The 26,126-nt window shown below is 73.2% G+C and carries 15 protein-coding genes, 1 rRNA gene and 1 riboswitch; of the genes, 9 read left to right on the top strand and 7 right to left on the bottom strand.

The window, feature by feature from the left end:
• Positions 1 to 210 precede the first annotated feature (210 nt).
• From CP982_RS20605 to CP982_RS20595, 3 genes are all read left to right on the top strand, one after another.
• Positions 211 to 1,320: a PP2C family protein-serine/threonine phosphatase gene (locus CP982_RS20605; RefSeq protein ID WP_150511897.1), complete on the top strand. Its 1,110-nt coding sequence runs from the start codon at positions 211 to 213 to the stop codon at positions 1,318 to 1,320.
• Positions 1,321 to 1,551: 231 nt separating this feature from the next.
• Positions 1,552 to 1,721: riboswitch (cyclic di-AMP (ydaO/yuaA leader) on the top strand.
• An 11-nt stretch (positions 1,722 to 1,732) separates the two neighbouring features.
• Positions 1,733 to 2,905, top strand: a complete 1,173-nt coding sequence (locus tag CP982_RS20600; RefSeq protein ID WP_150511896.1) for a M23 family metallopeptidase — start codon at positions 1,733 to 1,735, stop codon at positions 2,903 to 2,905.
• Between the two features lie 124 nt (positions 2,906 to 3,029).
• On the top strand, positions 3,030 to 3,974 hold the full coding sequence (locus CP982_RS20595; protein WP_150511895.1) for an aldo/keto reductase: 945 nt from the start codon (positions 3,030 to 3,032) through the stop codon (positions 3,972 to 3,974).
• Between the two features lie 2 nt (positions 3,975 to 3,976).
• On the opposite strand, the gene CP982_RS20590 is transcribed toward CP982_RS20595, so the two are convergent.
• From CP982_RS20590 to CP982_RS20575, 4 genes are all read right to left on the bottom strand, one after another.
• Entirely contained in the window at positions 3,977 to 5,305 is a 1,329-nt protein-coding gene (locus tag CP982_RS20590) for a PrsW family intramembrane metalloprotease (RefSeq protein WP_150511894.1), read from the bottom strand.
• A gap of 68 nt (positions 5,306 to 5,373) precedes the next feature.
• Positions 5,374 to 6,141: a tRNA (guanosine(46)-N7)-methyltransferase TrmB gene (trmB, locus tag CP982_RS20585; RefSeq protein ID WP_150511893.1), complete on the bottom strand. Its 768-nt coding sequence runs from the start codon at positions 6,139 to 6,141 to the stop codon at positions 5,374 to 5,376.
• A 68-nt stretch (positions 6,142 to 6,209) separates the two neighbouring features.
• The gene (gene lhgO, locus CP982_RS20580) at positions 6,210 to 7,418 is read right to left on the bottom strand and encodes an L-2-hydroxyglutarate oxidase (protein WP_150511892.1); all 1,209 of its coding nucleotides are present in this window, start codon (positions 7,416 to 7,418) and stop codon (positions 6,210 to 6,212) included.
• Positions 7,419 to 7,515: 97 nt separating this feature from the next.
• The gene (locus CP982_RS20575) at positions 7,516 to 8,961 is read right to left on the bottom strand and encodes an NsdA family TPR-like regulatory protein (protein WP_150511891.1); all 1,446 of its coding nucleotides are present in this window, start codon (positions 8,959 to 8,961) and stop codon (positions 7,516 to 7,518) included.
• A gap of 727 nt (positions 8,962 to 9,688) precedes the next feature.
• Here CP982_RS20575 and CP982_RS20570 point away from each other — a divergent pair.
• On the top strand, positions 9,689 to 11,800 hold the full coding sequence (locus CP982_RS20570) for an asparagine synthase-related protein (protein ID WP_150511890.1): 2,112 nt from the start codon (positions 9,689 to 9,691) through the stop codon (positions 11,798 to 11,800).
• A gap of 130 nt (positions 11,801 to 11,930) precedes the next feature.
• Positions 11,931 to 15,254 carry an AfsR/SARP family transcriptional regulator gene (locus CP982_RS20565; RefSeq protein WP_150511889.1) on the top strand — a complete coding sequence of 1,108 codons (3,324 nt, stop codon included), beginning with the start codon at positions 11,931 to 11,933 and terminating at the stop codon, positions 15,252 to 15,254.
• 31 nt (positions 15,255 to 15,285) lie between these two features.
• Here CP982_RS20565 and CP982_RS20560 read toward each other — a convergent pair whose 3' ends face one another.
• On the bottom strand, positions 15,286 to 17,292 hold the full coding sequence (locus CP982_RS20560; RefSeq protein ID WP_150511888.1) for a sigma-70 family RNA polymerase sigma factor: 2,007 nt from the start codon (positions 17,290 to 17,292) through the stop codon (positions 15,286 to 15,288).
• A gap of 211 nt (positions 17,293 to 17,503) precedes the next feature.
• A complete protein-coding gene (locus CP982_RS20555; protein ID WP_150511887.1) occupies positions 17,504 to 18,304 on the bottom strand; it encodes a TetR/AcrR family transcriptional regulator in 801 nt (266 codons plus the stop codon).
• Between the two features lie 373 nt (positions 18,305 to 18,677).
• Between CP982_RS20555 and CP982_RS20550 the strand changes: the two genes are divergently transcribed.
• Together CP982_RS20550 and CP982_RS20545 are read left to right on the top strand one after the other, a co-directional pair.
• Positions 18,678 to 20,033 carry an NAD(P)/FAD-dependent oxidoreductase gene (locus CP982_RS20550; RefSeq protein ID WP_150511886.1) on the top strand — a complete coding sequence of 452 codons (1,356 nt, stop codon included), beginning with the start codon at positions 18,678 to 18,680 and terminating at the stop codon, positions 20,031 to 20,033.
• Between the two features lie 238 nt (positions 20,034 to 20,271).
• Complete coding sequence (locus CP982_RS20545) at positions 20,272 to 21,948, top strand: ATP-binding SpoIIE family protein phosphatase (RefSeq protein WP_150511885.1); 1,677 nt, start codon at positions 20,272 to 20,274, stop codon at positions 21,946 to 21,948.
• A 71-nt stretch (positions 21,949 to 22,019) separates the two neighbouring features.
• On the opposite strand, the gene CP982_RS20540 is transcribed toward CP982_RS20545, so the two are convergent.
• Positions 22,020 to 23,288, bottom strand: coding sequence for an MFS transporter (locus CP982_RS20540; protein ID WP_150515601.1), 1,269 nt, complete (start codon positions 23,286 to 23,288; stop codon positions 22,020 to 22,022).
• Positions 23,289 to 23,403: 115 nt separating this feature from the next.
• Between CP982_RS20540 and CP982_RS20535 the strand changes: the two genes are divergently transcribed.
• Both CP982_RS20535 and CP982_RS20525 read left to right on the top strand, forming a co-directional pair.
• A complete protein-coding gene (locus tag CP982_RS20535) occupies positions 23,404 to 23,952 on the top strand; it encodes a MarR family winged helix-turn-helix transcriptional regulator (protein ID WP_144004202.1) in 549 nt (182 codons plus the stop codon).
• A gap of 647 nt (positions 23,953 to 24,599) precedes the next feature.
• Positions 24,600 to 26,125, top strand: a 16S ribosomal RNA gene (locus CP982_RS20525).
• The last annotated feature ends 1 nt before the right edge of the window (position 26,126 follow it).

The raw sequence follows: 26,126 nt of genomic DNA, 5'->3' as shown, positions 1-26,126 counted from the left end.
CCGCGCCACCGCCCCGCGCCAGGGCGCGCGCTGCCCGCCGGGTCACCCACTCGGAGCACGCCGGGTCGCCCCGGGGCCCCAACGCGGGAAGCCTTGGGCCGATGCGGCGGGTCTGCGGCGGGAGTGGAACGGTGGTTGCTTCGGGCGGTGGGGGCCTCGGCGCCGGGGGCGGCGGGGGCCTCCGTGCCGGTGCCGGGCCGAAGGAGCGCCATGTCCGCTGAGGGTCCCGGCCTCCCCCGTGAGCGGGCCCTCGCCCGGGTGCTGCCCCCGCTCCTGCTCGTGGTCGGGGTCGTCTTCGACGCGCTCACGCCGCCCCAGTTCACCGCGTCCCCGCTGTTCGCCGCCGCGCCCCTGATCGCGGCCCCGTTCTACTCGCTCGCCACCACCGTGGCGACGGCCGCCGTGTCCTGCGTGGCCGTGCTCGCCCTGCGCATCGACAACCACTCGGGCGTGGACGTCCAGGTCGTCACCTCCTTCGTCACCATGCTCACCGTCGGCGCCCTCGCCGTCGTCATCAACCGCGTCGTCCGCCGCGGCGACGTCCGCCTCGCCTCCGCGCGCTCCATCGCCGAGGCCGCGCAGCGGGCCGTGCTTCCGCAGCCGGACCCGCGCATCGGCGGTCTCGACGTCGCCGCCCGGTACGAGGCCGCGCAGGCGGGCGCCTTCATCGGCGGCGACCTGTACGCGGTGCAGGACACCCCGCACGGCGTCCGGCTCGTCGTCGGCGACGTACGCGGCAAGGGCATGGGCGCGGTGGCCGCCGTCGCCGTCGTCATCGGCGCCTTCCGCGAGGCGGCCGAGCAGGAGGCCACCCTGGAGGCCGTGGCGCAGCGCCTGGAGCGGGCGCTCGCGCGCGAGGGCACGCGGCGTGACGGGCTCGACGCCTTCGAAGGGTTCACCACGGCGGTCCTCGCGGAGATCCCGCGCGGCGACGGGACCGTACGGCTCGTCAACCGCGGCCACCCCGAGCCGCTCCTGCTGCGCGCCGACGGGCGCCTGTGCGTGCTCTCGCCCGCCGAACCCGCCCTGCCGCTGGGCATGGGCGACCTCGGCGCATGGCCCGACCGCGCGGACGAGACCGACTTCCCGCCGGGCTCCACGCTGCTGCTCTACACCGACGGGCTCAGCGAGGCCCGGGACGCGCGGGGCGTCTTCTACGACCCCGCGATCCGGCTCGGCGGCCGCGTCTTCTCGGGCGCGGACGCCCCCGACGCGCTCCTGTCCACCCTCGTCGCCGAGGTCCTCGACCACACCGGCGGCGGCGCCAACGACGACATGGCGCTTCTCGCCGTACGCCGCCCCGTCACGCCCAGTGACTGAATGGAGCCCCAGTGCAGCGCGACTGACGACCCGTCACCCGCAGGCGAAGATCGATCCGGCTGCGCAGCGTCATGGCGCGCGCTCAACTCGCCCCGTTCCCCACGCTGATGTCCCGTTGTGTTCGTGGCGTAAGCGTTAACGATCAACCCGAACAGCTTGGAATACCGACCCGCTGTCTATTAACGTTCGATAACGCAGCGCGGTCGTCCCAGCCGTCACACCCGGCGGCTCCGCGCGCACGCGCCTAATCCCGCAAGGGAGCCGGGGAACCACCACATTGGGGTGAATCGGACGCCTTTCACGTACGCGGACCCGTATCCGCCGTACCCGAGAAGCGGCCGTAGGAGACCTTCCTGCTCCGAACCCGTCAGCTAACCCGGTAGGCGAGAAGGAAGGAAAGGAGTGCGCCCCCGTGGCGTCCAACCGGCCTGCCCCAGAAGCGCTCTGCATACCGAACGACGGTCTCATCGAGGGTGCCGACGGCGGTGACGGCCCCGGCGGATCCACCGCGTACGCCGCGCACTCCGAGTACTTCGATCCCTCCGCGACCTCCGCGGCCTCCGCGCCCGCCGGGTACGCCGGTTACGCCGCCCAGGAGCCCCCGGCTTCCTGGGAGGAGTGGAACCCCACCGCGGACACCGTCCGCCCCGTGCGCGGCAAGCACCGCATCCACAAGAAGGGCGGCGGCGGCCTCGCCCGCAGCTCCACCGTCCTCGGCGTCGGCGTCATCGCCGCGGTCGGCGCGGGTGGCATCGCCACCGCGCAGGGCGGCAAGCCGCCCGTCTCCATCTCCCTGCCGGACATGGCGTCCGTCGCGGACTCGCTGCCCGGCGTCGGCTCCCTGATCGACGGCGACGACACCGCGGAACCGGCCACCGCCGCGGCCGCGGCGCCGCTCAGCTCCGCCGGTGTCACCGGCGTCGACGCCGAGCGGGGCACCACGGACGCGGGCGAGGCCCTGCGGGCCCGCATCCTCCAGCAGGCCGAGAACCAGCGCCACCAGGCGGACGACGCGCAGCGCAGGCAGGCCGAGGACGCGGCCGTCACGAAGGCCGCCGCGACCGCCAGGAGCCAGCAGGGCAAGGCGGCAGCCGAGGCCAAGGCGAAGGCCGCCGAGGAGAAGCGCGAGAAGGAGGAGGCGGCCCGCAAGAAGCGCGAGGCCGAGCGCCTCGCGAAGCTCGCCAAGAGCTACACGCTGCCCGCCTCCTCGTACGTCCTCACCTCCCACTTCGGCGACTCCGGCTCCATGTGGTCCTCCGGCCAGCACACCGGCCTCGACTTCGCGGGATCGAGCGGCTCCCCGCTCAAGGCCGTCCACTCCGGCACCATCACGGAGGCGGGCTGGGCGGGCGCCTACGGCTACCGCACGGTCCTGAAGCTCGATGACGGCACCGAGATCTGGTACTGCCACCAGTCCTCGCTCTCCGTCAGCGTGGGCCAGAAGGTCAGCACGGGCGACGTCATCGGCCGCATGGGCGGCACGGGCAACGTCACCGGCGTACACCTCCACCTGGAGGTCAGGACCAGCGGCGGCGGGGCCATCGACCCGCTGTCCTGGCTGCGGGGCAAGGGCCTGACTCCCTGATCCCGCTGAACTCCGGCGGCCCTGGCGACGACCCCCCGACGCCAGGGCCGCCGGTCATGTCTTTCAGCCGAAAACAGCCGTCTCCTGCCGGAATTCCCAACTCCGTAAGGATGTTGGCCTCCGTATGACCATTCTTCGCCCTCTGGGCTCGTCCGACCTCGAAGTCTTCCCGCTCGCCCTCGGCGGCAACGTCTTCGGCTGGACCGCCGACCGGGACCAGTCCTTCGCCGTCCTCGATGCCTACGCCGCCGCGGGCGGCAACTTCATAGACACCGCCGACGCCTACACGTTCTGGGTGCCCGGCAACAAGGGCGGCGAGTCCGAGACCGTCCTCGGGCAGTGGATGGCCGCGCGCGGCAACCGGGACGACGTCGTGGTCGCCACCAAGGTCGGCGCGCTGCCCGAGTACAAGGGCCTGTCCGCGAGCACCATCAAGGCCGCGGCCGAGGAGTCGCTGCGCCGCCTCGGCACCGACTACATCGACCTGTACTACACGCACTACGACGACCCGTCCGTGCCCGTCGAGGAGTTCATCACCGCCCTCGACGAGCTGGTGCGGTCCGGCAAGGTGCGCGCGATCGCCGCGTCGAACATCACCGCCGAACGCCTCCAGGAGTCCCTGGACTTCTCCGACCGCGAGGGCCTCGTGCGGTACGTGGCGCTCCAGCCGCACTACAACCTCGTCTCGCGCGACACCTACGAGGGCCCGCTCCAGGAGATCGCGTCGCGCTCCGGGCTCGCCGCCGTCCCGTACTTCGGGCTCGCCTCCGGCTTCCTGACCGGCAAGTACCGCCCCGGCACCGAGGTCGAGAGCGCCCGCGCGGAGAAGGCGGGCGAGTACCTGGCCACCGAGCGCGGCCGCCGCGTCCTGGCCGCCCTCGACGAGGTGGCGAAGGCACACGACGCCGAGGTCGCCACGGTCGCCCTCGCCTGGCTCGCCGCCCGGCCGACCGTGGCGGCGCCGATCGCATCGGCCCGCACCCTCGAGCAGCTCCCGGCGCTCCTCGCGGTGGCCGACCTGGAGCTGACCGGGGCGGAGCTCGCGGCGCTCACGGCGGCCTCGGCCTGACGTCAGGGCCGATAGGGGTTGTGGCAGGGGGGAAGCACCGGGCCGTACGCCCCGACGGGCCCGTACGCGGCGTGCGGCAGCGGCACCAGGACCGGGGCCGTCGCCCGCGCCGCGTACCCGAGCGCGGGCGCCGCGACGGCCCTGCGCTCCCACAGCGCCTCCAGGAGCTCCCGCTCGCGCGCGACGAAGTCGGCGCAGGACCGGCCGTGGCGGGCCCGGTGCCGCAGCAGCGCGAGCAAGGTCGCGCACGTCTCGTACTCGACGACGGTGCGGCCCGCGGGCTTGCCCAGGTGGAAGGCCGCGTAGTCGCGGGCGAGGGTGCGGGCGGGCATGGAGCCGAGCGCGTGGGGCTCGGGCGCGGTGAACCAGCCGGCGGCCACGTACACGGGCAGCTCATCGCGCACCAGGCGCAGCTCGCGCTGGCGCAGCCAGACGGCCAGCCAGGTGAGAAGGCCGAAGACCGGCAGCATGAAGGCCGCGTACACGACGAAGAAGCCGTACTCGCCGAAGCCCGCGGAGCCGTTCCAGAAGGCGTGCAGGCCCATCGCGAGGAGCAGCCCGGCACAGGGCAGCAGCGTCCGCCGTGCGGTGCGGTGCTCGGCGGTCACGGCGGCGGTGCCGAAGCCGATGCCGGTGAGCACCGTGAAGAGCGGATGCGCGAACGGTGACATGACAACGCGCACGAAGAAGGTCGCGGCGGTCACCGAGGCGAGACCGCTCTCGCCGCTGAGCTGGTCGGTGCCGAAGGCGTTGCCGAGGTAGAGGATGTTCTCGGTGAACGCGAAGCCGGTGGCGGTGACGCCCGCTATCACGAACCCGTCGACGACCCCGGTGAAGTCGGCTCTGCGGAACAGGAAGACGAGCAGCACGGCCGCGGCCTTCGCCGTCTCCTCGACGACGGGGGCTATGACGGTCGCGCCGAGGGTGTCCGCGCTGGTCGGGTCGGCCGTCGCGGTGGCTATCCAGCGGGTCGCGAAGCTGTTCGCCACGATGGCGATGAGCGCGGCCGCGCAGGCTCCCCAGGAGAAGGCGAACAGCAGGTTCCGCCAGGGGCCCGGCGCCACCCGGTCCAGCCAGCGGAACGCGGCGATCAGCAGGGGAACGGGGAGCGTGGCGAGGCCGAGCCCCACCAGGAAGCCCTCGGTGCCGGTCTGCTCGCGCACCAGGGCGAGGATCACCAGGCCGGAGAGCGCGAGGAGGATGACGAGCCCCGTGGCCCGGATGGCTCCGCGCTGCCACCAGTGCGGATGCCGGGGTCCGGGTGCTCCGGCGCACCCGGCGGGCCCGCCGGGCGGCGTCGGGTGGCTCGGGAGTGCGGGGCTGGTGGCCACGGATCGACCCTAACGAGGGTTGGGGCGGCCCGCGACGGTGCCTCGGGCCGCGCGGCTCGCGGAGCGCCTCAGCCTTGGGCGAGCGTGGCGGCCCGGCGGAACAGCAGGTCGTTCACCACGTGCCCCTTCCGCAGGCCCTGGCCCTCGAAGCGGGTGAGCGGCCGGAAGTCGGGACGCGGCGCGTACCCGCCGTCCGCCCGGGTGTTCTCGAAGTCGGGGTGCGCGCCGAGCACCTCAAGCATGTGCTCCGCGTACGGCTCCCAGTCCGTGGCGCAGTGCAGGACCGCGCCGGGCTTGAGGCGGGGCGCGAGCAGCGTCAGGAACTCCGGCTGGATCAGGCGCCGCTTGTTGTGGCGGGCCTTGGGCCAGGGGTCGGGGAAGTACACGCGCGCGCCGTCCAGGCTCTCCGGGGCCAGCATCTCCCGGAGCAGGATCACGGCGTCGCCGTTGGCCACCCGGATGTTGGACAGGCCGTTCCGCTCCGCGAGATTGAGCAGGTTGCCCTGGCCGGGGGTGTGCACGTCCACGGCGAGGATGTTCGTGTCCGGGTCGGCGGCGGCCATCTGCGCGGTGGCCTCGCCCATGCCGAAGCCGATCTCCAGGACGACGGGGGCGTCGGAGCCGAACAGCTCCCCGAGGTCGAGCACCTTCGCCCCGTCGATGTCGAAGCCCCACTTGGGCCACAGCCGCTGCAGGGCGTCGCCCTGCGCGGTGGTGACCCGGCTGCGGCGCGGCGTGAAGCTGCGGATCCGCCGCTCGAACCGGCCCCCGGAGGGGTCGGGCACGGGACCTTCGGGGAAGCGGGGGGCGCCCTTCGGGCGGGAGTTCTCAGACACAGTGCCCCGATTTTAGTGCGCCCGGCACCGGCGGGGCCTCCCGAGCCGCCCCGCCCCCGGTCCGCGGGTCAGCCGAGCGTGGCGAGCACCCGGCGGGCGACCTCCCGGCCGATGGGCAGCGAGGCGGTGGCCGCGGGCGAGGGCGCGTTCAGCACGTGCACGGCCCGGGCTCCCTCCTTGATCAGGAAGTCGTCGACGAGCGTGCCGTCCCGCAGCACGGCCTGGGCGCGCACGCCCGCCGCCGCGGGCACCAGGTCGTCCGCGCGCACGCCGGGCAGCAGCCGCCGCACGGCCTCGGTGAACGCCTCCTTGGACAGCGAGCGGCGCAGCTCCCCCGCCCCGTACCGCCAGTGGCGCCGGGCGATCTGCCAGGAGCCCGGCCAGGCGAGCGTCGCGGCCAGCTCGCGGGGGCGCACCACCGACCAGTCGTACCCCTCGCGGGCCAGTGCGGGCACCGCGTTCGGTCCGACGTGGACGCCGCCGTCGACGCCGCGCGTGAGGTGCACGCCGAGGAAGGGGAAGGCCGGGTCGGGCACGGGATACACGAGCCCGCGCACGAGCTCGGGCCGGGCGAGGGTGAAGTACTCCCCCCGGAAGGGCACGATCCGCATGTCGGGCTCGTCGCCGGTCATGCGGGCGATCCGGTCGCAGTGCAGCCCGGCGCAGTTGACCAGGACCTTGCCGCGCAGGACGTCCCCGCGCGCGGTGCGCACGGCGACGCCGAGGCCGGGGCGGCGGTCGACGTGGACGATCTCCGCGTCGTACCGCACCTCGGCGCCCGAGGCGTGGGCGAGGTGCTCGGCGACCGCGCCGTAGTCGCAGATCCCGGTGGTGCCGACGTGGATGGCGGCGATGCCGCGCACGTCCGGTTCGTACTCCGCGATCTGGGCGGGGCCGAGCTCGCGGACCGGGATGCCGTTCTCCCGGCCGCGCTGGACGAGGGAGTGCAGGCGTGGCAGCTCGGCGCGGTCGGTGGCGACGATGAGCTTGCCGGTGACCTCGTGCGCGATGCCGTACTCGGCGCAGAACTTGACCATCTCGGCGGCGCCGCGGACGGCGAAGCGCGCCTTCAGGGAGCCGGGGCGGTAGTAGATCCCGCTGTGGATCACGCCGCTGTTCCGCCCGGTCTGGTGCCGGGCGGGGCCCGCCTCCTTCTCCAGGACGGTCACCCGGGTGCCGGGCGCGGCACGGGTGAGGGCATGGGCGACCGAGAGCCCGACGATCCCGCCCCCGACGACGAGCACGTCACAGTCATACGCCACGGCACCCCGACCCATCGCTCTGCACCTCCCACCCCGATAGTGCCCTGCACCACTGACAACGCCGTTAAACGTGGTCCTGGGCACCGGTGGTGCGAAGGCCCCGTGGCGCCGCTCACGCCGGGGCGACCAGCAAGGGGCGCGCCCGCTCCCGCAGCTCCACCACACGGGGCTCGTCGCCGTAGGGCTCCAGGCGGTGCAGCAGGTCCTTCACGTACTCCGTGGTGCGCGCGGAGGAGATGCGTCCGGCGACCTCCACCGCCCGTACGCCCTGCTCGCAGGCCGCGTCCAGGTTCCCGGACTCCAGCTCGGCGACGGCGGAGACGACGAGCCGCAGGCCGTGGGAGCGGACGAACTCCTCGGTGGGCCGGGACAGGGCCTGCTCCGTGAAGCGCCGGACCTGGCGGGGCGCCTTCAGGTCGCGGTAGCACTCGGCGGCGTCCGCGGCGAAGCGGTCGTAGCCGTAGAAGCCGAGCCAGGAGGGGTCGTGGTCGCCGTCGCGGGCCCGCTCCAGCCAGCCCTCGGCGGCCCGCAGGGCCGCGCCCGCGGCCTGGGCGTCGTGGGCGCGCGCGTGGGCGCGGGCCTCGACGAGCCGGAAGAAGCTCATGGTCCGGGCGGTGGCGAGCCCGCGGTTGCGCTCCAGGGCGGCCTGCGCGAGGTCGACCCCCTCGTCGCCGAAGCCCCGGTAGGTCGCCTGGAGGGACATCGACGCGAGGACGTACCCCCCGAGCGGCACGTCGGCGGCGGCGCGGGCGAGGCGCAGCGCCTGGATGTAGTACCGCTGGGCGGCCTCCTGCTGGCCGGTGTCGAACGCCATCCACCCGGCGAGCCGGGTCAGCTCGGCGGTCGCGCCGAACAGGGCGCGGCCCACCTCGTCCGAGTACGAGCCGAGGAGCAGCGGCGCCGCCTCGACGCGCAGGCACTCCGGGACCATCGACGAGCGCCAGTCGCCGCCGCCGTACTTGGAGTCCCAGCGCCGCGCGTCCTCGGCGGCCTCGCGCAGTTTCAGAACGTCGCTGTGGCCGACCTTCATCGGCGCGCCGCCGTCGTCGGCCTTGGCCGCGTCGCGCGGCCCCTCGCGGCTGACGTCGCGGGCGACGGAGCTGTCGGCCGGGGTTATGAGCCAGCGGGACGCGGGCGTGGCGTACGCGCTGACGGCGAAGGAGCCGGCCAGGGACTGCCAGATGCCGCCGCCCGTGCGGCGGCCCGCGAGGTCGAGGCGGTACAGCTCGGTCGCCGACTTCACCGCGGCGCCGACGTCGCGCGGGAAGGCGAGGCCCACTTCGGGCGCCGGGTCCGCGTCGGCGAGGCCGATCTCGTGCAGGGGCACGGGGCGGCCGAGCTTCTGGCCGATGGCGGCGGCGATGAGGTGCGGCGCGGCGCCCTGCGGCACCATGCCCTTGGACACCCAGCGGGCCACCGAGGTCTTGTCGTACCTGAGCGTCAACCCGCGTTGCGCGCCGAGGTCGTTGACCCTGCGGGCGAGGCCCGCGTTGCTGATTCCCGCGAGGGCGAGAACGGTGCCGAGCTTTTCGTTCGGCCCGCGTTGCTCCCTGGACATGCGCCACCCCTCGGACACAGACGGCTGCCGGGCAGTGGCGTGACCGCGCGGCATTCGTGCTGTCTTCCCCCCGGGGGCGGCTACCGGGGGGCGTCGGTGCGAACGGCGTGTCACGCGCCGTTTCCCGATCCCCGGCCGCAAGAGCACGTGGCCGAGCCCCCAGGTATATGCCTCCGCGAAAACAACAGCACACCCAGCGTAGTTCGATGAATCCCAAGCGTTAAGAGGCGTAGTTCCGTATGGCGAGATTGTTGTCCGTACGGGCGTGCGGCACCGTCCCGGCGTGCTCCGGGTGTGTGGCCGTGCGCCTGTGCGTGCGCTCTTCTACGGCCAACGGGGGAGCGTTTCCATGGATGACGCGTGGGTCGGCCCGCTGCGCTGGAGTCAGCGGGCTGGGGGACACCGCCGCCTCCATCCCCGCGGGCGGCGGACCGGTCCGGGAGGCGAACACCGCCTCCCGGGCTGTGCGTTGGCCGGAACGGCCCTGGGGGGCGTGTTCGGCCATGGCTGATTTGGCCGAAAATCGCCCCCGCCTGCCCGCTCTCCGGCCGCCCTACGTCCCGGTGTTGATGTCGTTGCGGCCTCAACCATAGATCGCCCGGGGCGTGTTCGCGCCGGTACGGGCGCCGTCGTAGCCCCTCTTGCGCGCCTCCTTCGTGGCAGCATGGGTCCCCAGTCCCCCGGTTCCAGGGGTGCACTGGATTGCCCACAGGCTGTGGAGGCGGCGATGCGGTGGTTGGTGGGGTGGAGCAGTACCACCGCGAGGCCCTCGGCAGCCCCCGGCACGGCGGGTGCCTCGGGGGACGACGGCGAGACCGTCCACCCCGTGGGGTCCCAGCTCCTGTGGGGCGACCCCGATCCCCTGTGGGCGGTCGGTGACTGGCGCCCCGACGAGGTGCGCACCGTCCAGGCCGACGACGAGACCCGCATCGCCGTGCTCGGCACCTGCGGGGCGAGCGACGAGGAGCTGAGGGCCAGCCTGTTCGCCGCCCGCGGCGGCGCGCTGCGGCACCTGACCGCGTGGCCCGGCAGCTACACCGCGGTCGTCCGGGTCGGGCGCCGCGTGATGATCGCGGGCGATCTGGCGGGCGCCCGGCCCGTGTTCTACACCCCGTGGGCGGGCGGCACGGCGTACGCGACCGCCGCCCTGCCGCTGGCCGACCTCATCGAGGCCCACCTGGACATCGGCCACCTCGCGGCGCTGCTCGCCGCCCCCGACGTCCCGGAGGCGCTGCACGACTCGACGCCGTACCAGGGCGTGCGGCGCGTGCCCCCGGGGCATGCCCTCATCCTCCGCGCGGGCGCGCGCGAAGTCGCCGGGTACGAACCCGTCGCGTCGCTCGCCGTCGCGGCCCCGCCGACCGACGAGGCCAGCGCGGTGGCCGGCGTCCGGGACGCCCTCGTCGAGGCCGTCCGCGCCCGCCTCCGGGCCCCGCGGCACGTCCCCGGCACCGACATCGACCCCGGCCCCGTCCCCGGCATGGGCCCCGCCGAGCGGCGCGCCGCCCGCGGCATGCCGGTGCCCGGCATCGGCGCCGACCTCTCCGGCGGCCCCGCCTCCGGCACCCTCGCCCTGCTCGCCGCGGGCCTGCCCGGGATGCCGGGCACGGTCCTCGGCCACGGCACCGGCGCGGGCGAGCGGCTCGTCGCCGTCACCTTCAACGACCTCGCCACGGGCGGCCGCGAGGCCGAGCTGGAGCGCGCGGGCACCATCGCCGCCAACCCCCGCCTTCACCACGTCGTCGTCACCGGGGGCGAGGAGACACTCCCGTACGCCGATCTGGAAGGGCCGCTGACCGACGAGCCCAGCGGCGTGCTCGTCGCCGCCCAGCGCCACCGCGCCCGCCTCGCGTCGGGCAGCGCGGACCACTTCACCGGCTACGGCGCCCGGCAGGTGCTCGACGCCCATCCGGCGCGCCTCGCCGACCTCCTGATGGACCGCAAGCGACGCCACCTGGTGCGCCCGGTGACCGCCCTCGCCAAGGCCGAGGGCTCCGTCATGGTCCCCGCGCGCGTGTACGGCGCCGCCCGCCGCCTCGCCCGTACGGCACACCGCGCGGGGGTCGAGGCCCTCGCCGACCGTCTGCTGCACCGGCACTTCGAGGAGCCGGGCGGTGCCGTGGGGGCCTCGCTCGCCGCCCTCGCGTGGGCCAGACCCGGGCCGGCCGCGCGCTGGCTGACCGGTGAGGCCCTCGCAGAAGTATCGGTTCGTCTCCAGGAGACGACGACCCGCCCCGGGCCCGGCCCCGGGCAGCGCCCCGGCGAGTTCCGCGCGCGGGCCGCCCTCTTCCGGCACGCGGCCGACCTGCGCGTCCTGGAGCAGGCGGCGGAGGTCCGCTTCCAGCGCCTGCACGCGCCGTTCCTGGACAACCAGGTCGTCCGCGCCTGCCGGGCCCTCCCGGAGTCCGTACGGGTACGCCCCGGGGCACGGGCCCAGATCCTGCGCACGGTGCTCGAAGGCGCGGGCGTCAGCGAACTCCCGCCCGGCTGGGGCGCCCCGTCCCACGCCTCGAACGCGGCGGCGGCCCGCACCGGCCTCCGCACCGCGGTGGACGGCCTGGTCGCCCTCTTCGACACGCCCCTGCTCGCGCAGGCGGGCCTCGTCGAGGCCAGGGTCGTCCGCAAGGCGCTGCGGTCGGCCGCCGAGGGCGAACGGGTGCCGCTCGACGGCCTCGCCGACCTGGTCGCCACGGAGGTGTGGCTGCGCCGGCTGCTGTCCCGCCGGGGCACCTGCTGGACCGGAACGCCCGCCCGCCAACGGGCCGTTCCCACCGGGACGGTGGTCCCGCAGCAGGGCGCTCTGGGAGGGGCCCGGACACCGCACTCGCTGCCGCACTAGGTGTGACCTTCAGGACGGGCCCGCACCGAGCCCTTTCCCCCGGAGCGGGAAGGGGCGGGCCTGGGGCGCCCCGCGAGGCCCCCCGGAAAACGCGACGGCACTCGCGCCCCCGACGAGCCAGAATGACCCCGTGCGGTATCGAGTCCTGGGCGCCACGGAGGCGTACGACGATCAGGGAGCCCCCGTCCCGGTGGGCGGCCCCCGCCTGCGCGCGCTCCTCGCGGCCCTGGCCGCCCGCGCGGGCCGCACCACCCCCGTCGACGCCCTCGTCGACGACGTCTGGGCGGACGCCCCGCCCGCGGACGCCCCGGCCGCGCTCCAGGCCCTCGTGGGCCGCCTCCGCAGGGCCCTCGGCAAGGACGCCATCGCCTCGGAGCCCGGCGGCTACCGCCTCACCGCCGCCCCCGACGACGTCGACCTCCACCGCTTCGAACGCCTGGCCCGCGCGGGCACCGCCGCCCTGGACCGGGGCGAGCACGAGGCCGCCGCCCGCACCCTGCGCGAGGCGCTCGCCCTGTGGCACGGGCCCGCGCTCGCCGACCTGCCCGACCGCACGGCGGCGACCCGCCCGGAGGCCCGGCGCGCGGAGGCCGCCCGCGCGCGGATCGAGGCGGACCTGCTGCTCGGCCGGGCCGCGGACGTCGTACCGGAGTTGCGGGAACTGACCATCACCCAGCCGTACGACGAGGCGCTGCACGCCCTGCTGATCCGCGCGCTGCGCGACGCGGGCCGGGGCGCGGACGCGCTCGCCGCGTACGAGCGCGCGCGCCGCACCCTCGCCGACGGGCTCGGCGCCGACCCGGGGCCGGAACTGCGGGCGCTGCACGCGGAGTTGCTCGCGGGTTCCGGGCCGCCGGGGGAGGCCGCACCGGGAGAGGGGCGTGCCCCGCGGCCAGACGCCCCGCAAGCGGACGCTTCGCGAGGCGGGCACGCCGGGCGGGCACGGCACCACCCCGCCGAGCGGAAGGGGAACATCCGTCCCCGTTTGACCTCTTTCGTCGGCCGGGAACCCGAACTCGTCGCCATCCGTTCGGACATGCGGAGGGCCCGACTGGTCACACTCACCGGACCGGGCGGCTCCGGCAAGACCCGCCTCGCCGAGGAAGCCGCCGCCGGGCATCCCAGCGCATGGCTGGCCGAGCTCGCCCCGCTCGACCGGCCGGAGGCGGTCCCCGGTGCCGTCGTCAGCGCGCTCGGCCTGCGCGAGACCGTGCTGATCACGAGCGAGCTGACCGCCCCGCAGGACGACCCCGTCGCCCTGCTCGTCGAGTACTGCGCCCCGCGCAGCCTGCTCCTGCTCCTTGACAACTGCGAGCACGTCATCGGCGCCGCCGCCGAGCTGGCCGAGACCCTCCTCACCCACTGCCCGGGCCTCACCATCGTCGCCACCAGCCGCGAACCGCTGGGCGTGCCGGGCGAGTCCGTGCGCCCCGTGGAGCCGCTGCCGCCGCACCCGGCACACCGCCTGTTCGCCGAGCGGGCCGCGGCCGTGCGCCCCGGCTTCGACGCCACCGCCGACGCCGAGGCAGTCGACGAGATCTGCCGTCGCCTCGACGGCCTGCCCCTCGCCATCGAGCTGGCCGCCGCCCGCCTCCGCCTGCTCACGCCCCGGCAGATCGCCGACCGCCTCGACGACCGCTTCCGCCTGCTCACCAGCGGTTCCCGCACGGTGCTGCCCCGCCAGCAGACCCTGCGGGCGGTCGTCGACTGGTCCTGGGACCTCCTGGACGACGCCGAGCGCACGGTCCTGCGCGAGGTGTCCGTCTTCGCGGGCGGCTGGGACCTGGAGGCCGCGGAGGCCGTGTGCACAGGACCCGCCGCCGACCTCATCGGCGCCCTCGTCGACAAGTCCCTCGTCGTCGCCACCCCCGGCGTCGGCCCCGACGGCCCCGACATGCGCTACCGCATGCTGGAGACCATCCACGAGTACGCGACCGAGCGCGCCGCCGAGACCCCCGCCCTGCGCGCCGCCGCCGAGGACCGCCACGGGGCGTACGTCCGCGCGCTCGTGGAGCGCGCCGAGCCGCTGCTGCGCTCCGCCGAGCAGCTGCCGTGGATCCGCCGCCTGGAGACCGAGCTCGACAACATCCGCGCGGCCATGCACCGCGCCGTCGAGCACCGCGACGAGGAGCGGGCCACCGCCCTGGCCCTCGGCATGGGCTGGTTCTGGTGGCTGCGCAACTACCGCACGGAGGGCGCGGACTGGATCGGCCACATCCTGGACCGGGAGCGCGCGGCGGGCGCCGCAGAGCCGCCGCCCGGCGCCTCGCCGCTCGCCGCGGGGGCCGCCGGGTTCGAAGCCGACCTCGCGGACGAGGACCACCCGCTGTACTGGTCCCGCATGGGCCTGCGGATGCTGCACCTGTTCCTGACGGTGGAGGCGCGGCCCTCGGAGGTGCTCGCCGACGACCAAGCCCGGCAGTACATCTTCCGGGTCCGGGACGTCCTGGCCCGGCCCCTGCCCGCGAGCGGCCGCTTCCCGGGGCTGCTCTGGCCGTTCACGATGTACTTCCTCGACGAACCGCAGAACGTGGTGCCGTCCCTGGACGCCGCGGTCGCCAACTGCCGCCGCTTCGGCGGCGACTGGGAGGTCGCGATCACCCTGATGTTCCGGGTGCACACGGTCATCGACCGCCCCGGCCACCTCGCCGGAGTCGACGAGGACCTCCTCGAACTGCGCGAGCTGACCAGGCGGGTCGGCGACCGCTGGCTGCGCGCGCAGGTGAGCAGCGCGGCGGGGGAGGCCGCCATGGTCCGCGGCCACCACGCGGACGCGCGCGGGGAGTACGAAGAGGCGCTGCGCCTCGCGGACGAGGTGGGGGCGCACGCGGAGACCCCCTTCCTGCTCGCTCGTCTCGCCGAGATCGCCTACCGCGACGGCGACCGCGAACGGGCCCTCAAGGGCCTGGACGAGGCGAGCGCCGAGGCCGACCGGTTCGGGCTCATGGAGTCCCGTGCCTTCGTCTCCCTGATGCGCGCCTACCTGGCGATCGACGACGGTGACGCGGCGCGGGCGCGCGCCCTGTGCGACGCGGCCCGCGCCGAAGGGGAGCGCGGCACCATGCCGCCGCAGTTCGCGGCGGGCCTCGGCCATGCGGAGGCCCGGATCACCGCCGCCGAGTCGGGTCCTGGAGCCGGGCTCGCCGTGCTCGCCGATGTGCTGCGCGCGGCGCTGTACCACCGCTGCTCGGAGCCCGTCACGGCGAGCCTGGTGGATGCCGGTGCCGTGCTGTTCCTGCGCCTCGGCGACCACGTCCGAGCGGTCCGGCTGCTCGCCCTCGCCACGCGCTGGCGCGGCAGCCACGAGCGCCCCGCGCCGGACCGCGCCCAGGCCGAGCGCGTCGAGGCCGAGGCCCGCGAGGCCCTGGGCCCGCGGGCGTACGAGCGGGAGCGTGCGGCGGGCGACGCGCTGACCGTCGACGAGGTCCTGGCGGAGCTGGCCCCGCCGCACTGACCGGCGCGCGAGCCGCCCGGTGCCGCCGCCCTCAGGTGCAGCGGAGGCGGGACTGCGCCCAGTCCGCGAGGGCCACCGAGTCGAAGTGCGTATGCGGCTCGACCACCAGACGGATCGTCTTGCGGCCGGTCAGATCGACCCGTACGGGCACGGCCTGATCCCCGCCCTTGACCAGCTGCGACCGCCACAGGCGCACCCCGTCGGCGTACACGGAGAACCGCACCTGGCCGAGCCGCATCGTCATGTCGTCGACACCGACGAGCGCCTCGTACGAGGTGCACTTGCGGTTGAGGTCGATGGTGACGGAGGAGGTGCCGTGCACGGTCACGCCGTGGCCGTACCGCTTGTCCGCGATGGACATGCCCCAGCGCTGCCACACCCAGCTGCTCTCGCCGAGCCGCATCTCCGGCTTGGTGCCGTCGCCGGTGAGGCCGTACTCCAGCTCGTTCCACTGGTAGACGACCGGCGCGGGCGGCGGTGTCGGGGTGGGGGTCGGCGTGGGCCTGGGCGGGGTCGGCCGCGGCGGCGGGGGCGGCTTCGGCGCGGGCTTCGGCGGCGGAGGCTTCGGCTTCGGCGACGGCTTGGGCGCGGGCTTCGGCGGCGGCTTCGGCTTGGGCTCGGGCGTCGGCTCGGCCTTCGGCGGAGGAGCGGGCTTCGCCGGGGGCGCGGGCGGCGGAGGCGGCTTCGGCAGCGGCTTCGAGGGCGGCGGATTGCGCGGGATCACGGGCGGCTGGGCGGACGCGGTCGGCTTCGGCTTCGCCTGCGGCGGGTCGTCCTTGTCCGGGCCACCGGCGAGCGCGACCGCCACGGCCACCCCGGCCGCGACGACGCCCGCCACGATGCCGACCTTCGCCGGGGTGCCGAGGCCCTCGGCCGCGGCACCGCCACCGGCGGCCCCGGCGCCGCCCGAGCCGCCGCCCGCGGCCGCGCCCGCGGCACCCGCCGCGCCCGCGCCCGCGACGCCGCCCCCGATGAGGGCGGCCACCTTGCCGTACCCGGCGGCGCCGAACCAGCCGATGACGGCCACCGGCACGACCGCCGGGATGCCGCTGGCGACTTCCTTGATCTGGCCCGCCGCGAGACGGCAGTTGGCGCACTCCTCCAGGTGCTTGCGCAGGCCCCGCTCGGCGCGCGTGCGCAGACCGCCGCGGGCGTAGGCGCCGAGCCGGTCGGCGTAGCGCGCGCACTCCTCGCTCTCGGTGAGCGTGGCGCTCACATGGGCCTGGAGATAGGCCTGCTTGAGGCCTTCGCGGGCGCGGCTGGCCAGCACGCGCGTGCCGTTGGCGTCCAGACCGAAGAGCGTGGCGACGTCGCTCGGCGACTCGTCCTCGACCTCCGTGTGCCACAGGACCGCCTGCCAGCGCTCGGGCAGGCTGCGGAAGGCCTGCATGGCGAGCGACTGCTCGGCCTCGTGCATGGCCCGCACGTCCGCGCCCAGGTCCAACGTTTCGTCGTCCGACACTTCGGAGCCCCGGGCCGCCTGGGCGGCGAAGACCGCGAAGTCGTCGACCAGTTGCTCCCGCTTCGCCGACTTCGTCCACCCCGCCGCGACGCGCCGCACCGTGGTCAGCAGATAGGCGCGCACCGCGTGCTCGGGCCCGGAACCGGACCGCACGGCCTGGAGCATCCGCGCGAACACCTCGGCCGTGAGGTCGTCCGCGGTGTGTGCGTCCCGGCAGCAGGTGCGGGCATAGCGGCGCACCGCTTCGGCGTGCCTGCGGTACAGCTCCTCGTACGCGGAGTCCTCGCCCGCCCGCATCCGGGCGATCAGGTCGGCGTCCGGCGGCGGGGCGTCGCCGCCGCGGGTGCCGGGCGTCCCGGCTTCCGTGCCCGATGCGCCGGCCGAGCCGCTGCCGCGCTGGAGCGGCACGCTGGGGTCGGGTGCGGCCGCGCCGGAACCGGCGCCGGACGCGGAGCCGCTCGTGCCCCCGCCGCCACCGCTGCCGCCGGGGCCGCCCTGGCTCGGAACCTGCCGGGAGGGCAGTCCGCCCGACTCGCCACCGGTGGAGCCGGGCTCGTCCCGTCCGTCAACACTCATCGCGGAAAGCCTCCGCATGCACACTCAGACCCGGACACCGGGAAAGAGTGCCACACGGCCGCGCCCCGTCGAATAGGGACGACGAGCAACCACCCGTCCGGGGCGAGTTACCGGAACCGAGCACTATCGTTCACCCATTCGGGGAATGCTCAACTACCCAGGGTCTGGGGGCAGTTGAGCATCCCTGGCCCCTGAGGGCCCGAACGGGTGTTTACGAAGGCCGCGACCTGAGCCCCTCGAGGAGGATGTCGAGCAGCCGCGACGAGGCCGCCGCCTGCTGTGCGGCATCCGGCAGCGAAGGCGCCGCCGTCGCTATCACGAGCAGCACGTCGGACACCGTCACGTCCGCGCGCAGCTCACCTGCCGCCCTGGCCCGCTCCACGAGCCGTCCGACCACGTCGAGCAGCGCCGCGGCACCTGCGTCGTCGCTCTCCCGGGCCGGCGCGGGCCGCTGCTCCACGAGCCGCAGCTCCGGCGAGAGCGTCGGCGGCACCTGTCGCTGCTGCGGCACCCGGACCTCGGCGGCGTCCGCCACCCTGGGCCCGTCGACCGCGTCGGCGACTTCGGCTCCCTCGCCCTCGTCCACGCTCACGCGCAGCACCTGGGGCGGCAGCAGCCGCCCCGCGCCCGAGGCCACGGACGTCCGCAGGAAGCGCGAGAGCGCCGACCACGGTTCGTCCTCCTGCCCGAGCGCCGCGCGGGCCTGTTCGGTCAGCCGGGAAGTCTCCTCCTCGGCTATCCGTCGCACCAGTACGTCCTTGCTCGGGAAGCGGCGGTAGACCGTGCCGACGCCGACACGGGCCCGCCGCGCCACGTCCTCCATCGGCGCGCCGTACCCCAGCTCGCCGAAGACCTCGCGCGCCGCGCGCAGGACGTGCTCGAGATTCCGCTGCGCGTCCACGCGCAGCGGCGTCGTACGCGCTACGTCCCCCACTTCCCGTCCGTTTCCGCTCGAGGCGACGGCGGGTGCCGACGCTGTCGCGGAAGTCCAGTGAGAGTCCTGAATGTGCATATGCGTTCCCCCGGTAATGACGTCTCCCCCCGGAGACACTCCCCGCCATTGATGACCGGCGTGTGAGGAGCGAGCTGCGCACGAACCCGGCAAACCGGACTCGACGAGCGCATCCCCCGACACCCCGACGTCACACGAACATAGTTGAGCCAGAGTCAATTCAGAAGAGGTGGGTTCCGCACAGGGTGCCCCCCGATCGGAGTACGCACCGGTTCCCACCCGATTGCACCCACCGCCACCACCCGGCCACCACCCTCTGACCTGCACACATTCCATCCGGTCTGCCAAGCGGAGCGGCTGCCGCCACCCGAGGCTTCCAGTCATACAAATTGCCGAGCCTGTGGACAAACGAGAAGTGCGGGTGCGTCATGGGATGGTGACGGAACCTGTGCGCATTCTCGTTGTCGGCGGTGGCTACGTCGGGATGTACACCGCGCTGCACCTCCAGCGGAAACTCAAGCCGGAGCTGAGGCGGGGCGAGGTGGAGATCGTGGTGATCTCGCCCGATCCGTATATGACGTACCAGCCCTTCCTGCCCGAAGCCGCGGCCGGCTCGATCTCCCCGCGCCACGTCGTCGTCCCGCTGCGCCGCGTCCTCGACCGGTGCCGCGTGATCGTCGGCGAGGTCACCGCGGTCGACCACGCCAAGCGCACCGCGTCGTTCAAGACGCTCGCCACCCAGGAGGAGGGCACGGGCCCCCTCGACCTCACGTACGACGAGATCGTGCTCGCCCCCGGGTCCATCTCGCGCACCCTGCCCGTGCCCGGCCTCGCCGACTACGGCATCGGCTTCAAGACCGTCGAAGAGGCCATCGGGCTGCGCAACCACGTCATCGAGCAGATGGACATCGCCTCCTCGACGCGCGATCCCGCCGTCCGCGACGCCGCCCTGACCTTCGTCTTCGTGGGCGGCGGCTACGCCGGTGTGGAGGCGCTCGGCGAACTGGAGGACATGGCGCGCTACGCGGCGCGCTACTACCACAACGTCAAGGCCGAGGACATGAAGTGGATCCTCGTCGAGGCCTCCGGCCGCATCCTGCCCGAGGTCGGCGAGGAGATGGGCAAGTACACGGTCCGCGAGCTGCGCCGGCGCAACATCGACGTACGCCTGGAGACCCGCCTCGACTCCTGCGAGGACCGTGTCGCCGTCCTCAGCGACGGCGCCCGCTTCCCCACCCGTACGGTCGTGTGGACCGCGGGCGTCAAGCCGAATCCGCTGCTCGCCGCCACGGACCTGCCGCTGACCGAGCGCGGCCGGCTGAAGTGCACCGCCGAGCTGACCGTCGACGGCGCCCCCCACGCGTGGGGCGCCGGTGACGCGGCCGCCGTCCCGGACGTGACCGCCGAACAGCCGGGCACCGAGTGCGCGCCCAACGCCCAGCACGCCGTGCGCCAGGCGAAGGTCCTCGGCGACAACATCGCCGCCGCGGTGCGCGAGCGGCCCCTCCAGGAGTACCGGCACAAGTACGTGGGCTCCGTCGCCTCCCTGGGACTGCACAAAGGCGTCGCGCACGTCTACGGCCGCAAGCTGAAGGGCTACCCTGCCTGGTTCATGCACCGCGTCTACCACCTCAGCCGGGTGCCCACCGTCAACCGCAAGTCCCGCGTGCTCGCCGAATGGACGCTGTCCGGCCTGTTCAAACGCGAGATCGTCTCCCTGGGGTCACTGGAACACCCGCGCGCGGAGTTCGAACTCGCGGCCGGAGGCCGGCGCCCGAAGGAGTCCTGATCACCTCCGGCCGGAACTCCCCGGGCAGGACCGGCGTCTGACGGATGTCAGTCCGGTCGGCCAGACTGGACGTGTGACCATGAGCGGGCCCACAAGAGGGCACCTGAGAAGCAAGGGTCCGCTCCACGCCATGCTGTGTCTTCCCGGGAGGCGGCGCCGCACGCCGCACCGCCACCGGCCGAACGCCCGGCCGTACACCCCCGCCCGATCCAGAAGCGACACCACGAGGCCTACCGCAGTGAACTTCACGCGCTGGAGCGCCCGGCTCCCCGGAACACAGCGCCGCGCCGCGGCGCGCACCGAGACCGGCGGCTCCCCGGCACAGCGAGGCGAGAGCTCCGTCCCCGCGGCCCGCGCCGAGCGCACCGCGGAGCACTCCACCGACAGCGCCGACGGCCCCGGAGGCGTCGACGGACTCCCCGCCCGCGAGGTCCTCGACAGCGTCCCCGCCCTCGTCGCGCTCGTGCACGGCCCCGACCACCGCATCGCGTACGTCAACGACGCGTACGCCACGGCGTTCGGCCCCCGCCCCACCGGCGCCCCCGCGCGCGAGGCGCTGCCCGAGCTGGAGGAGGTCGGGCTCCTGCCGCTCCTGGACCAGGTGCTGCGCAGCTCCAAGCCGCGCACGGTCAAGTCCCGCAAGGTGCCCGGCGGCCGCTCGTACACGTTCACGTGCACCCCGGTGTCGCTGCCCCTGGGCGGGCCCGCGACGGGCGGCCAGGACGGCGGGGTCCTCGTCTTCGCCGCCGACGTCACCGACCACGCGGACGCCGCCGAGCGCCTGCGCGCCAGCGAGCGCAGCCAGCGCGAGACCGCGGTGACGCTGCAACGCTCACTGCTGCCCCAGGAGTTGGAGCAGCCCGACGACCTGCGCATCGCCGCCACGTACCAGCCCGGCGGCACCGAGGCCGCGGTCGGCGGCGACTGGTACGACGTGATCACGCTCGGCGGCGGCCGCACCGCCCTGGTCATCGGCGACGTCATGGGGCGCGGCGTGCGCGCCGCCGCCGTCATGGGCCAGCTCCGCACGGCCGTGCGCGCGTACGCCCGTCTGGACCTGCCGCCGCACGAGGTCCTGCAGCTCCTCGACGGCCTCGCCGCGGAGATCGACGCCAGCCAGATCGCCACGTGCGCGTACGCCGTCCACGATCCGAACGAGGGCAGCCTGACGTACGCGTCGGCGGGCCACCTGCCGATCCTCGTCCGCGACGAGAACGGCACGATCCACCGCGCGGACGAGCCCACGGGCCCGCCGCTCGGCACCGGCGGCTGGCTGCACGCCTCCGGCTCCGTGCCGCTCGGCCCCGGCTCCACCGCCGTGCTGTACACGGACGGCCTGGTGGAGCGCCGCAGCGAGGACATCGACGAGGGCGTCGCCTCCCTGGAGCGGGCCCTGGGCGGCGCCACCGGCACGCCCCAGGTGGTCTGCGACCGTCTGATCCGCGCCCTGGGGGTCACCGCCGACCACGACGACGACGTCGCGGTCCTCGTCCTCCAGCAGCCCGCCCGCACCGGCGCGGACGCGGAGCTGTTCCGCAACGCGGCCTTGGAGCTCCTTGGCGGTGTGGAGGCCGCCCCACGCGCGCGTGCCTTCGCCACCGGCGTCCTCGCCAGCTGGCGGTTCCCGCCGGACCTTCTCGACCTGGGCGTCCTGGCCGCCAGCGAGCTCGTCGCGAACTCCCTCCAGCACGGCACCCCGCCGATGCGCCTGCGTCTGCGCCGCACCGACCGCCGACTGATCATCGAGGTCACCGACGGCGACGACCACCTGCCCAGGCGCCGCCGCGCCGAGCCCGCGGACGAGTCGGGCCGCGGCATCGCGATCGTCGCCACGATCGCCTCGAACTGGGGCTCGCGCCGCACACCGGGCGGCGGCAAGGCCGTGTGGTGCGAGTTCGCGCTGCCGCGGCCCTAGGGGCCGATACGACGACGCGCGCGTGGGCGATGCCCACGCGCGCGTAGCTGACGATTTCCCCGACCGGCCTCTTAGGAGTGGGCGGTCACGGCTTCCTCCGGTGCGCCCTGGGCGACGACCCGGCTCTTCTGGGCGTACGGGTGGTTCTGCGCCGGCGTGAGGTGCTTGCCGAGCCGCAGCGCGAGCACCGTGATGCCCAGCGAGAAGAGCAGGAACGTCACGATGTACGGCGCGTGCAGCGTGGCGCCCATGGGGCCGCCCACGGCCGGGCCGACCGCCAGGGCGAGCTGCTTGACCAGGGCGAAGGCCGAGTTGTACCGGCCGACCATCGACTCCGGCGCCAGATCGGCGACCAGCGGCGCCACGGTCGGCGCGAGCATGGTCTCGCCGATCCCGAAGAGCGCGTACGTCGAGATGAAGGCGGCGGTGGCCATGGCCTGGCTGCCGTGGCCGACGCCCGCGTAGCCCGCGGCGATCCACGCCACGGCCCAGATGAGGCCCACGGCCGCGATCACCTGCGAGCGCTTGCGGCGCTCGACGAACCGCAGGACGGCGAACTGGGCGATCACGATCGCGCCGGTGTTGGCGGCGAGCGCGATGCCGAGCGTCGACGGCGAGATCCCCGCGGCCTCCACGCCGTACGCGGACAGGCCGGACTCGAACTGGCCGTAGCAGGCGAAGAACAGCACGAAGCCGAGGACGCACAGCTGGAGCATCACCGGGTTGCGGAAGACGTCCTTCATGCTGCCCCGGGCCTGCGGCGCGGCGTCCGCGATACGCGGCGAGCGGGGCAGGCGCGCGGTCAGCATGACGCCGACGAGCACCAGGAAGATCACGGTCTCGATGGCGAAGAGCAGGGTGAAGTCACTGGGCCGCTCGTGCTTGACGAGCTGGCCGCCGATGAGGCCGCCGACGCCGAGGCCGAGGTTCTGCAGGAAGAACTGAGTGGCGAACGCGCGCGTGCGGGTGTCCGGCGTGGAGCACTCGACGATCATCGTCGCGAGCGCGGGCTGCATGACGGCCTGACCCGCGCCGAGCGCACCGGCGGACAGCAGGACCAGGGGAGCACTGCTGGCCAGGCCGAGGCTCATCGCGCCGACCGCGGCGGTGAGCAGGGCGGCGACGAGGACGGGCAGCGGACCGCGCCGGTCGATGGCGCGGCCCGAGAACGGCAGCACGATGAGCGCGGCCACCGCGAAGGCGGCGAGCACGAGGCCCGCCGTCACGGCGCCGAGGTCCCGGACCTGTGCCACGTACACGTACAGGAAGGGGACGGTAAAGCCGAGGCCGAACGCGCTCAGTGCGTTGCCCACGTGGATCCGGCGCATCGCGGCGCCCATCGCCATGGTCACTTTCACCTGCCTTAGGAGTGAAGACTTCGAAGCTAAAGTTAGGATCTAAACAATACACACCGAAGGACTTCGATGCCAACCACTGCCGTGCCATACTGCGCCCATGGGTGACACCCCCGGCCCCTCAGAGCCGACACTCGAAGAGCAGATCGCCGCGTACCAGCGCGAGTTCCAGGACCTCGATCCCCAGGTCGAGAAGATCGTCTCGGCCCTGGGCCGCCTCAACCGGCGGATGAACGTCGCCTACGGCCGCCAGACCGCGACCCTCGGCATCAGCAACGCCGAGTGGGAGGTCCTCAAGGCCCTGGTCCTCTCCGGCGCGCCCTACCGGATGGGCCCCGGCGAGCTGGCCAAGCGCCTCGGCCTCACGCCCGCCGCCATGACCCACCGCATCGACCGCATGGTGAGCGAGGGCCTGGTCACCAGGGAGCGCGACGAGTCCAACCGCGTACGCGTGATCGTGGAGCTCACCGGCGAGGGCCGGGAGAAGTGGCTGGAGGCGATGCGCCTGGCCACGGTCTTCGAGGAGGACCTCCTCCAGGACCTGTCCGCCTCCGAGCGGGGCGTCCTCGGCGAGGTGCTGACCCGGCTGCTGCGCCGCGTGGAGCACGCCCAGCCGGACGCGGGCGGGCGCCTCAACGACCTCGACTGATGTTCACGGATCCAGGGGTTGACACCGCCTCGCCGGATCCGTAAGGTTCTTCGAGTTGTCGCGGGGCCGTAACGGTTCTGCGACAGCGACTCTCGCCGCTCACGCGGCACCCAAACACCAGCACGACCTCCCCACGGGACTGATTTCGGCATGTCCGAATTCAATTCCAAGGGCGCGATTATGAATCGCCGGGAGAATCCGCTAAAGTTTGGGACGTCGGAACGGCCCAACAGCCGCGAAGACAAACCCGGTTGACTGGGAATCAGGCCCGAAAGGATCTGATAGAGTCAACACCGCCGGAAGGCCGAAAGGCCGGAAAGCACCGAGGAAGTCGGAACGGACCGGGAAGCCGGAAAGAGTCTGATAGAGTCGGAAACACGAAATACCGAAGGGAAGCGCCCGGAGGAAAGCCCGAGAGGGTGAGTACAAAGGAAGCGTCCGTTCCTTGAGAACTCAACAGCGTGCCAAAAGTCAACGCCAGATATGTTGATGCCCCGTCTGCCGGACATCAGTCCGGTGGCGAGGTTCCTTTGAAAAAGTCCTCCCGCATTGAGTGGGAGGCGCACAGCGAGGACGCTGTGAACGACCGGGATTATTCCTCCTGGTTGTTCCGCTCTCGTGGTGTTGCACCCGATTACGGGTACACATTCACGGAGAGTTTGATCCTGGCTCAGGACGAACGCTGGCGGCGTGCTTAACACATGCAAGTCGAACGATGAAGCCCTTCGGGGTGGATTAGTGGCGAACGGGTGAGTAACACGTGGGCAATCTGCCCTGCACTCTGGGACAAGCCCTGGAAACGGGGTCTAATACCGGATATGACACGGGATCGCATGATCTCCGTGTGGAAAGCTCCGGCGGTGCAGGATGAGCCCGCGGCCTATCAGCTAGTTGGTGAGGTAATGGCTCACCAAGGCGACGACGGGTAGCCGGCCTGAGAGGGCGACCGGCCACACTGGGACTGAGACACGGCCCAGACTCCTACGGGAGGCAGCAGTGGGGAATATTGCACAATGGGCGAAAGCCTGATGCAGCGACGCCGCGTGAGGGATGACGGCCTTCGGGTTGTAAACCTCTTTCAGCAGGGAAGAAGCGAAAGTGACGGTACCTGCAGAAGAAGCGCCGGCTAACTACGTGCCAGCAGCCGCGGTAATACGTAGGGCGCGAGCGTTGTCCGGAATTATTGGGCGTAAAGAGCTCGTAGGCGGCTTGTCACGTCGGTTGTGAAAGCCCGGGGCTTAACCCCGGGTCTGCAGTCGATACGGGCAGGCTAGAGTTCGGTAGGGGAGATCGGAATTCCTGGTGTAGCGGTGAAATGCGCAGATATCAGGAGGAACACCGGTGGCGAAGGCGGATCTCTGGGCCGATACTGACGCTGAGGAGCGAAAGCGTGGGGAGCGAACAGGATTAGATACCCTGGTAGTCCACGCCGTAAACGGTGGGCACTAGGTGTGGGCGACATTCCACGTCGTCCGTGCCGCAGCTAACGCATTAAGTGCCCCGCCTGGGGAGTACGGCCGCAAGGCTAAAACTCAAAGGAATTGACGGGGGCCCGCACAAGCGGCGGAGCATGTGGCTTAATTCGACGCAACGCGAAGAACCTTACCAAGGCTTGACATACACCGGAAACGGCCAGAGATGGTCGCCCCCTTGTGGTCGGTGTACAGGTGGTGCATGGCTGTCGTCAGCTCGTGTCGTGAGATGTTGGGTTAAGTCCCGCAACGAGCGCAACCCTTGTCCCGTGTTGCCAGCAGGCCCTTGTGGTGCTGGGGACTCACGGGAGACCGCCGGGGTCAACTCGGAGGAAGGTGGGGACGACGTCAAGTCATCATGCCCCTTATGTCTTGGGCTGCACACGTGCTACAATGGCCGGTACAATGAGCTGCGATACCGCGAGGTGGAGCGAATCTCAAAAAGCCGGTCTCAGTTCGGATTGGGGTCTGCAACTCGACCCCATGAAGTCGGAGTCGCTAGTAATCGCAGATCAGCATTGCTGCGGTGAATACGTTCCCGGGCCTTGTACACACCGCCCGTCACGTCACGAAAGTCGGTAACACCCGAAGCCGGTGGCCCAACCCCTTGTGGGAGGGAGCTGTCGAAGGTGGGACTGGCGATTGGGACGAAGTCGTAACAAGGTAGCCGTACCGGAAGGTGCGGCTGGATCACCTCCTTTC

Source organism: Streptomyces spectabilis (assembly GCF_008704795.1).
Lineage (GTDB): Bacteria > Actinomycetota > Actinomycetes > Streptomycetales > Streptomycetaceae > Streptomyces > Streptomyces spectabilis.
The sequence above is the reverse complement of the archived record's forward strand: the minus strand, read 5'-3'. Positions and strand labels throughout refer to the sequence as shown.

Coding starts and splice junctions, on each gene's coding strand:
- lhgO (WP_150511892.1), bottom strand. CDS start 7,418: ATGGGTCGGGGTGCCGTGGCGTATGACTGTGACGTGCTCGTCGTCGGG.
- CP982_RS20570 (WP_150511890.1), top strand. CDS start 9,689: ATGCGGTGGTTGGTGGGGTGGAGCAGTACCACCGCGAGGCCCTCGGCA.
- CP982_RS20555 (WP_150511887.1), bottom strand. CDS start 18,304: ATGCACATTCAGGACTCTCACTGGACTTCCGCGACAGCGTCGGCACCC.
- CP982_RS20540 (WP_150515601.1), bottom strand. CDS start 23,288: ATGGGCGCCGCGATGCGCCGGATCCACGTGGGCAACGCACTGAGCGCG.
- CP982_RS20550 (WP_150511886.1), top strand. CDS start 18,678: ATGGTGACGGAACCTGTGCGCATTCTCGTTGTCGGCGGTGGCTACGTC.
- CP982_RS20560 (WP_150511888.1), bottom strand. CDS start 17,292: ATGAGTGTTGACGGACGGGACGAGCCCGGCTCCACCGGTGGCGAGTCG.
- CP982_RS20575 (WP_150511891.1), bottom strand. CDS start 8,961: ATGTCCAGGGAGCAACGCGGGCCGAACGAAAAGCTCGGCACCGTTCTC.
- CP982_RS20605 (WP_150511897.1), top strand. CDS start 211: ATGTCCGCTGAGGGTCCCGGCCTCCCCCGTGAGCGGGCCCTCGCCCGG.
- CP982_RS20595 (WP_150511895.1), top strand. CDS start 3,030: ATGACCATTCTTCGCCCTCTGGGCTCGTCCGACCTCGAAGTCTTCCCG.
- CP982_RS20535 (WP_144004202.1), top strand. CDS start 23,404: ATGGGTGACACCCCCGGCCCCTCAGAGCCGACACTCGAAGAGCAGATC.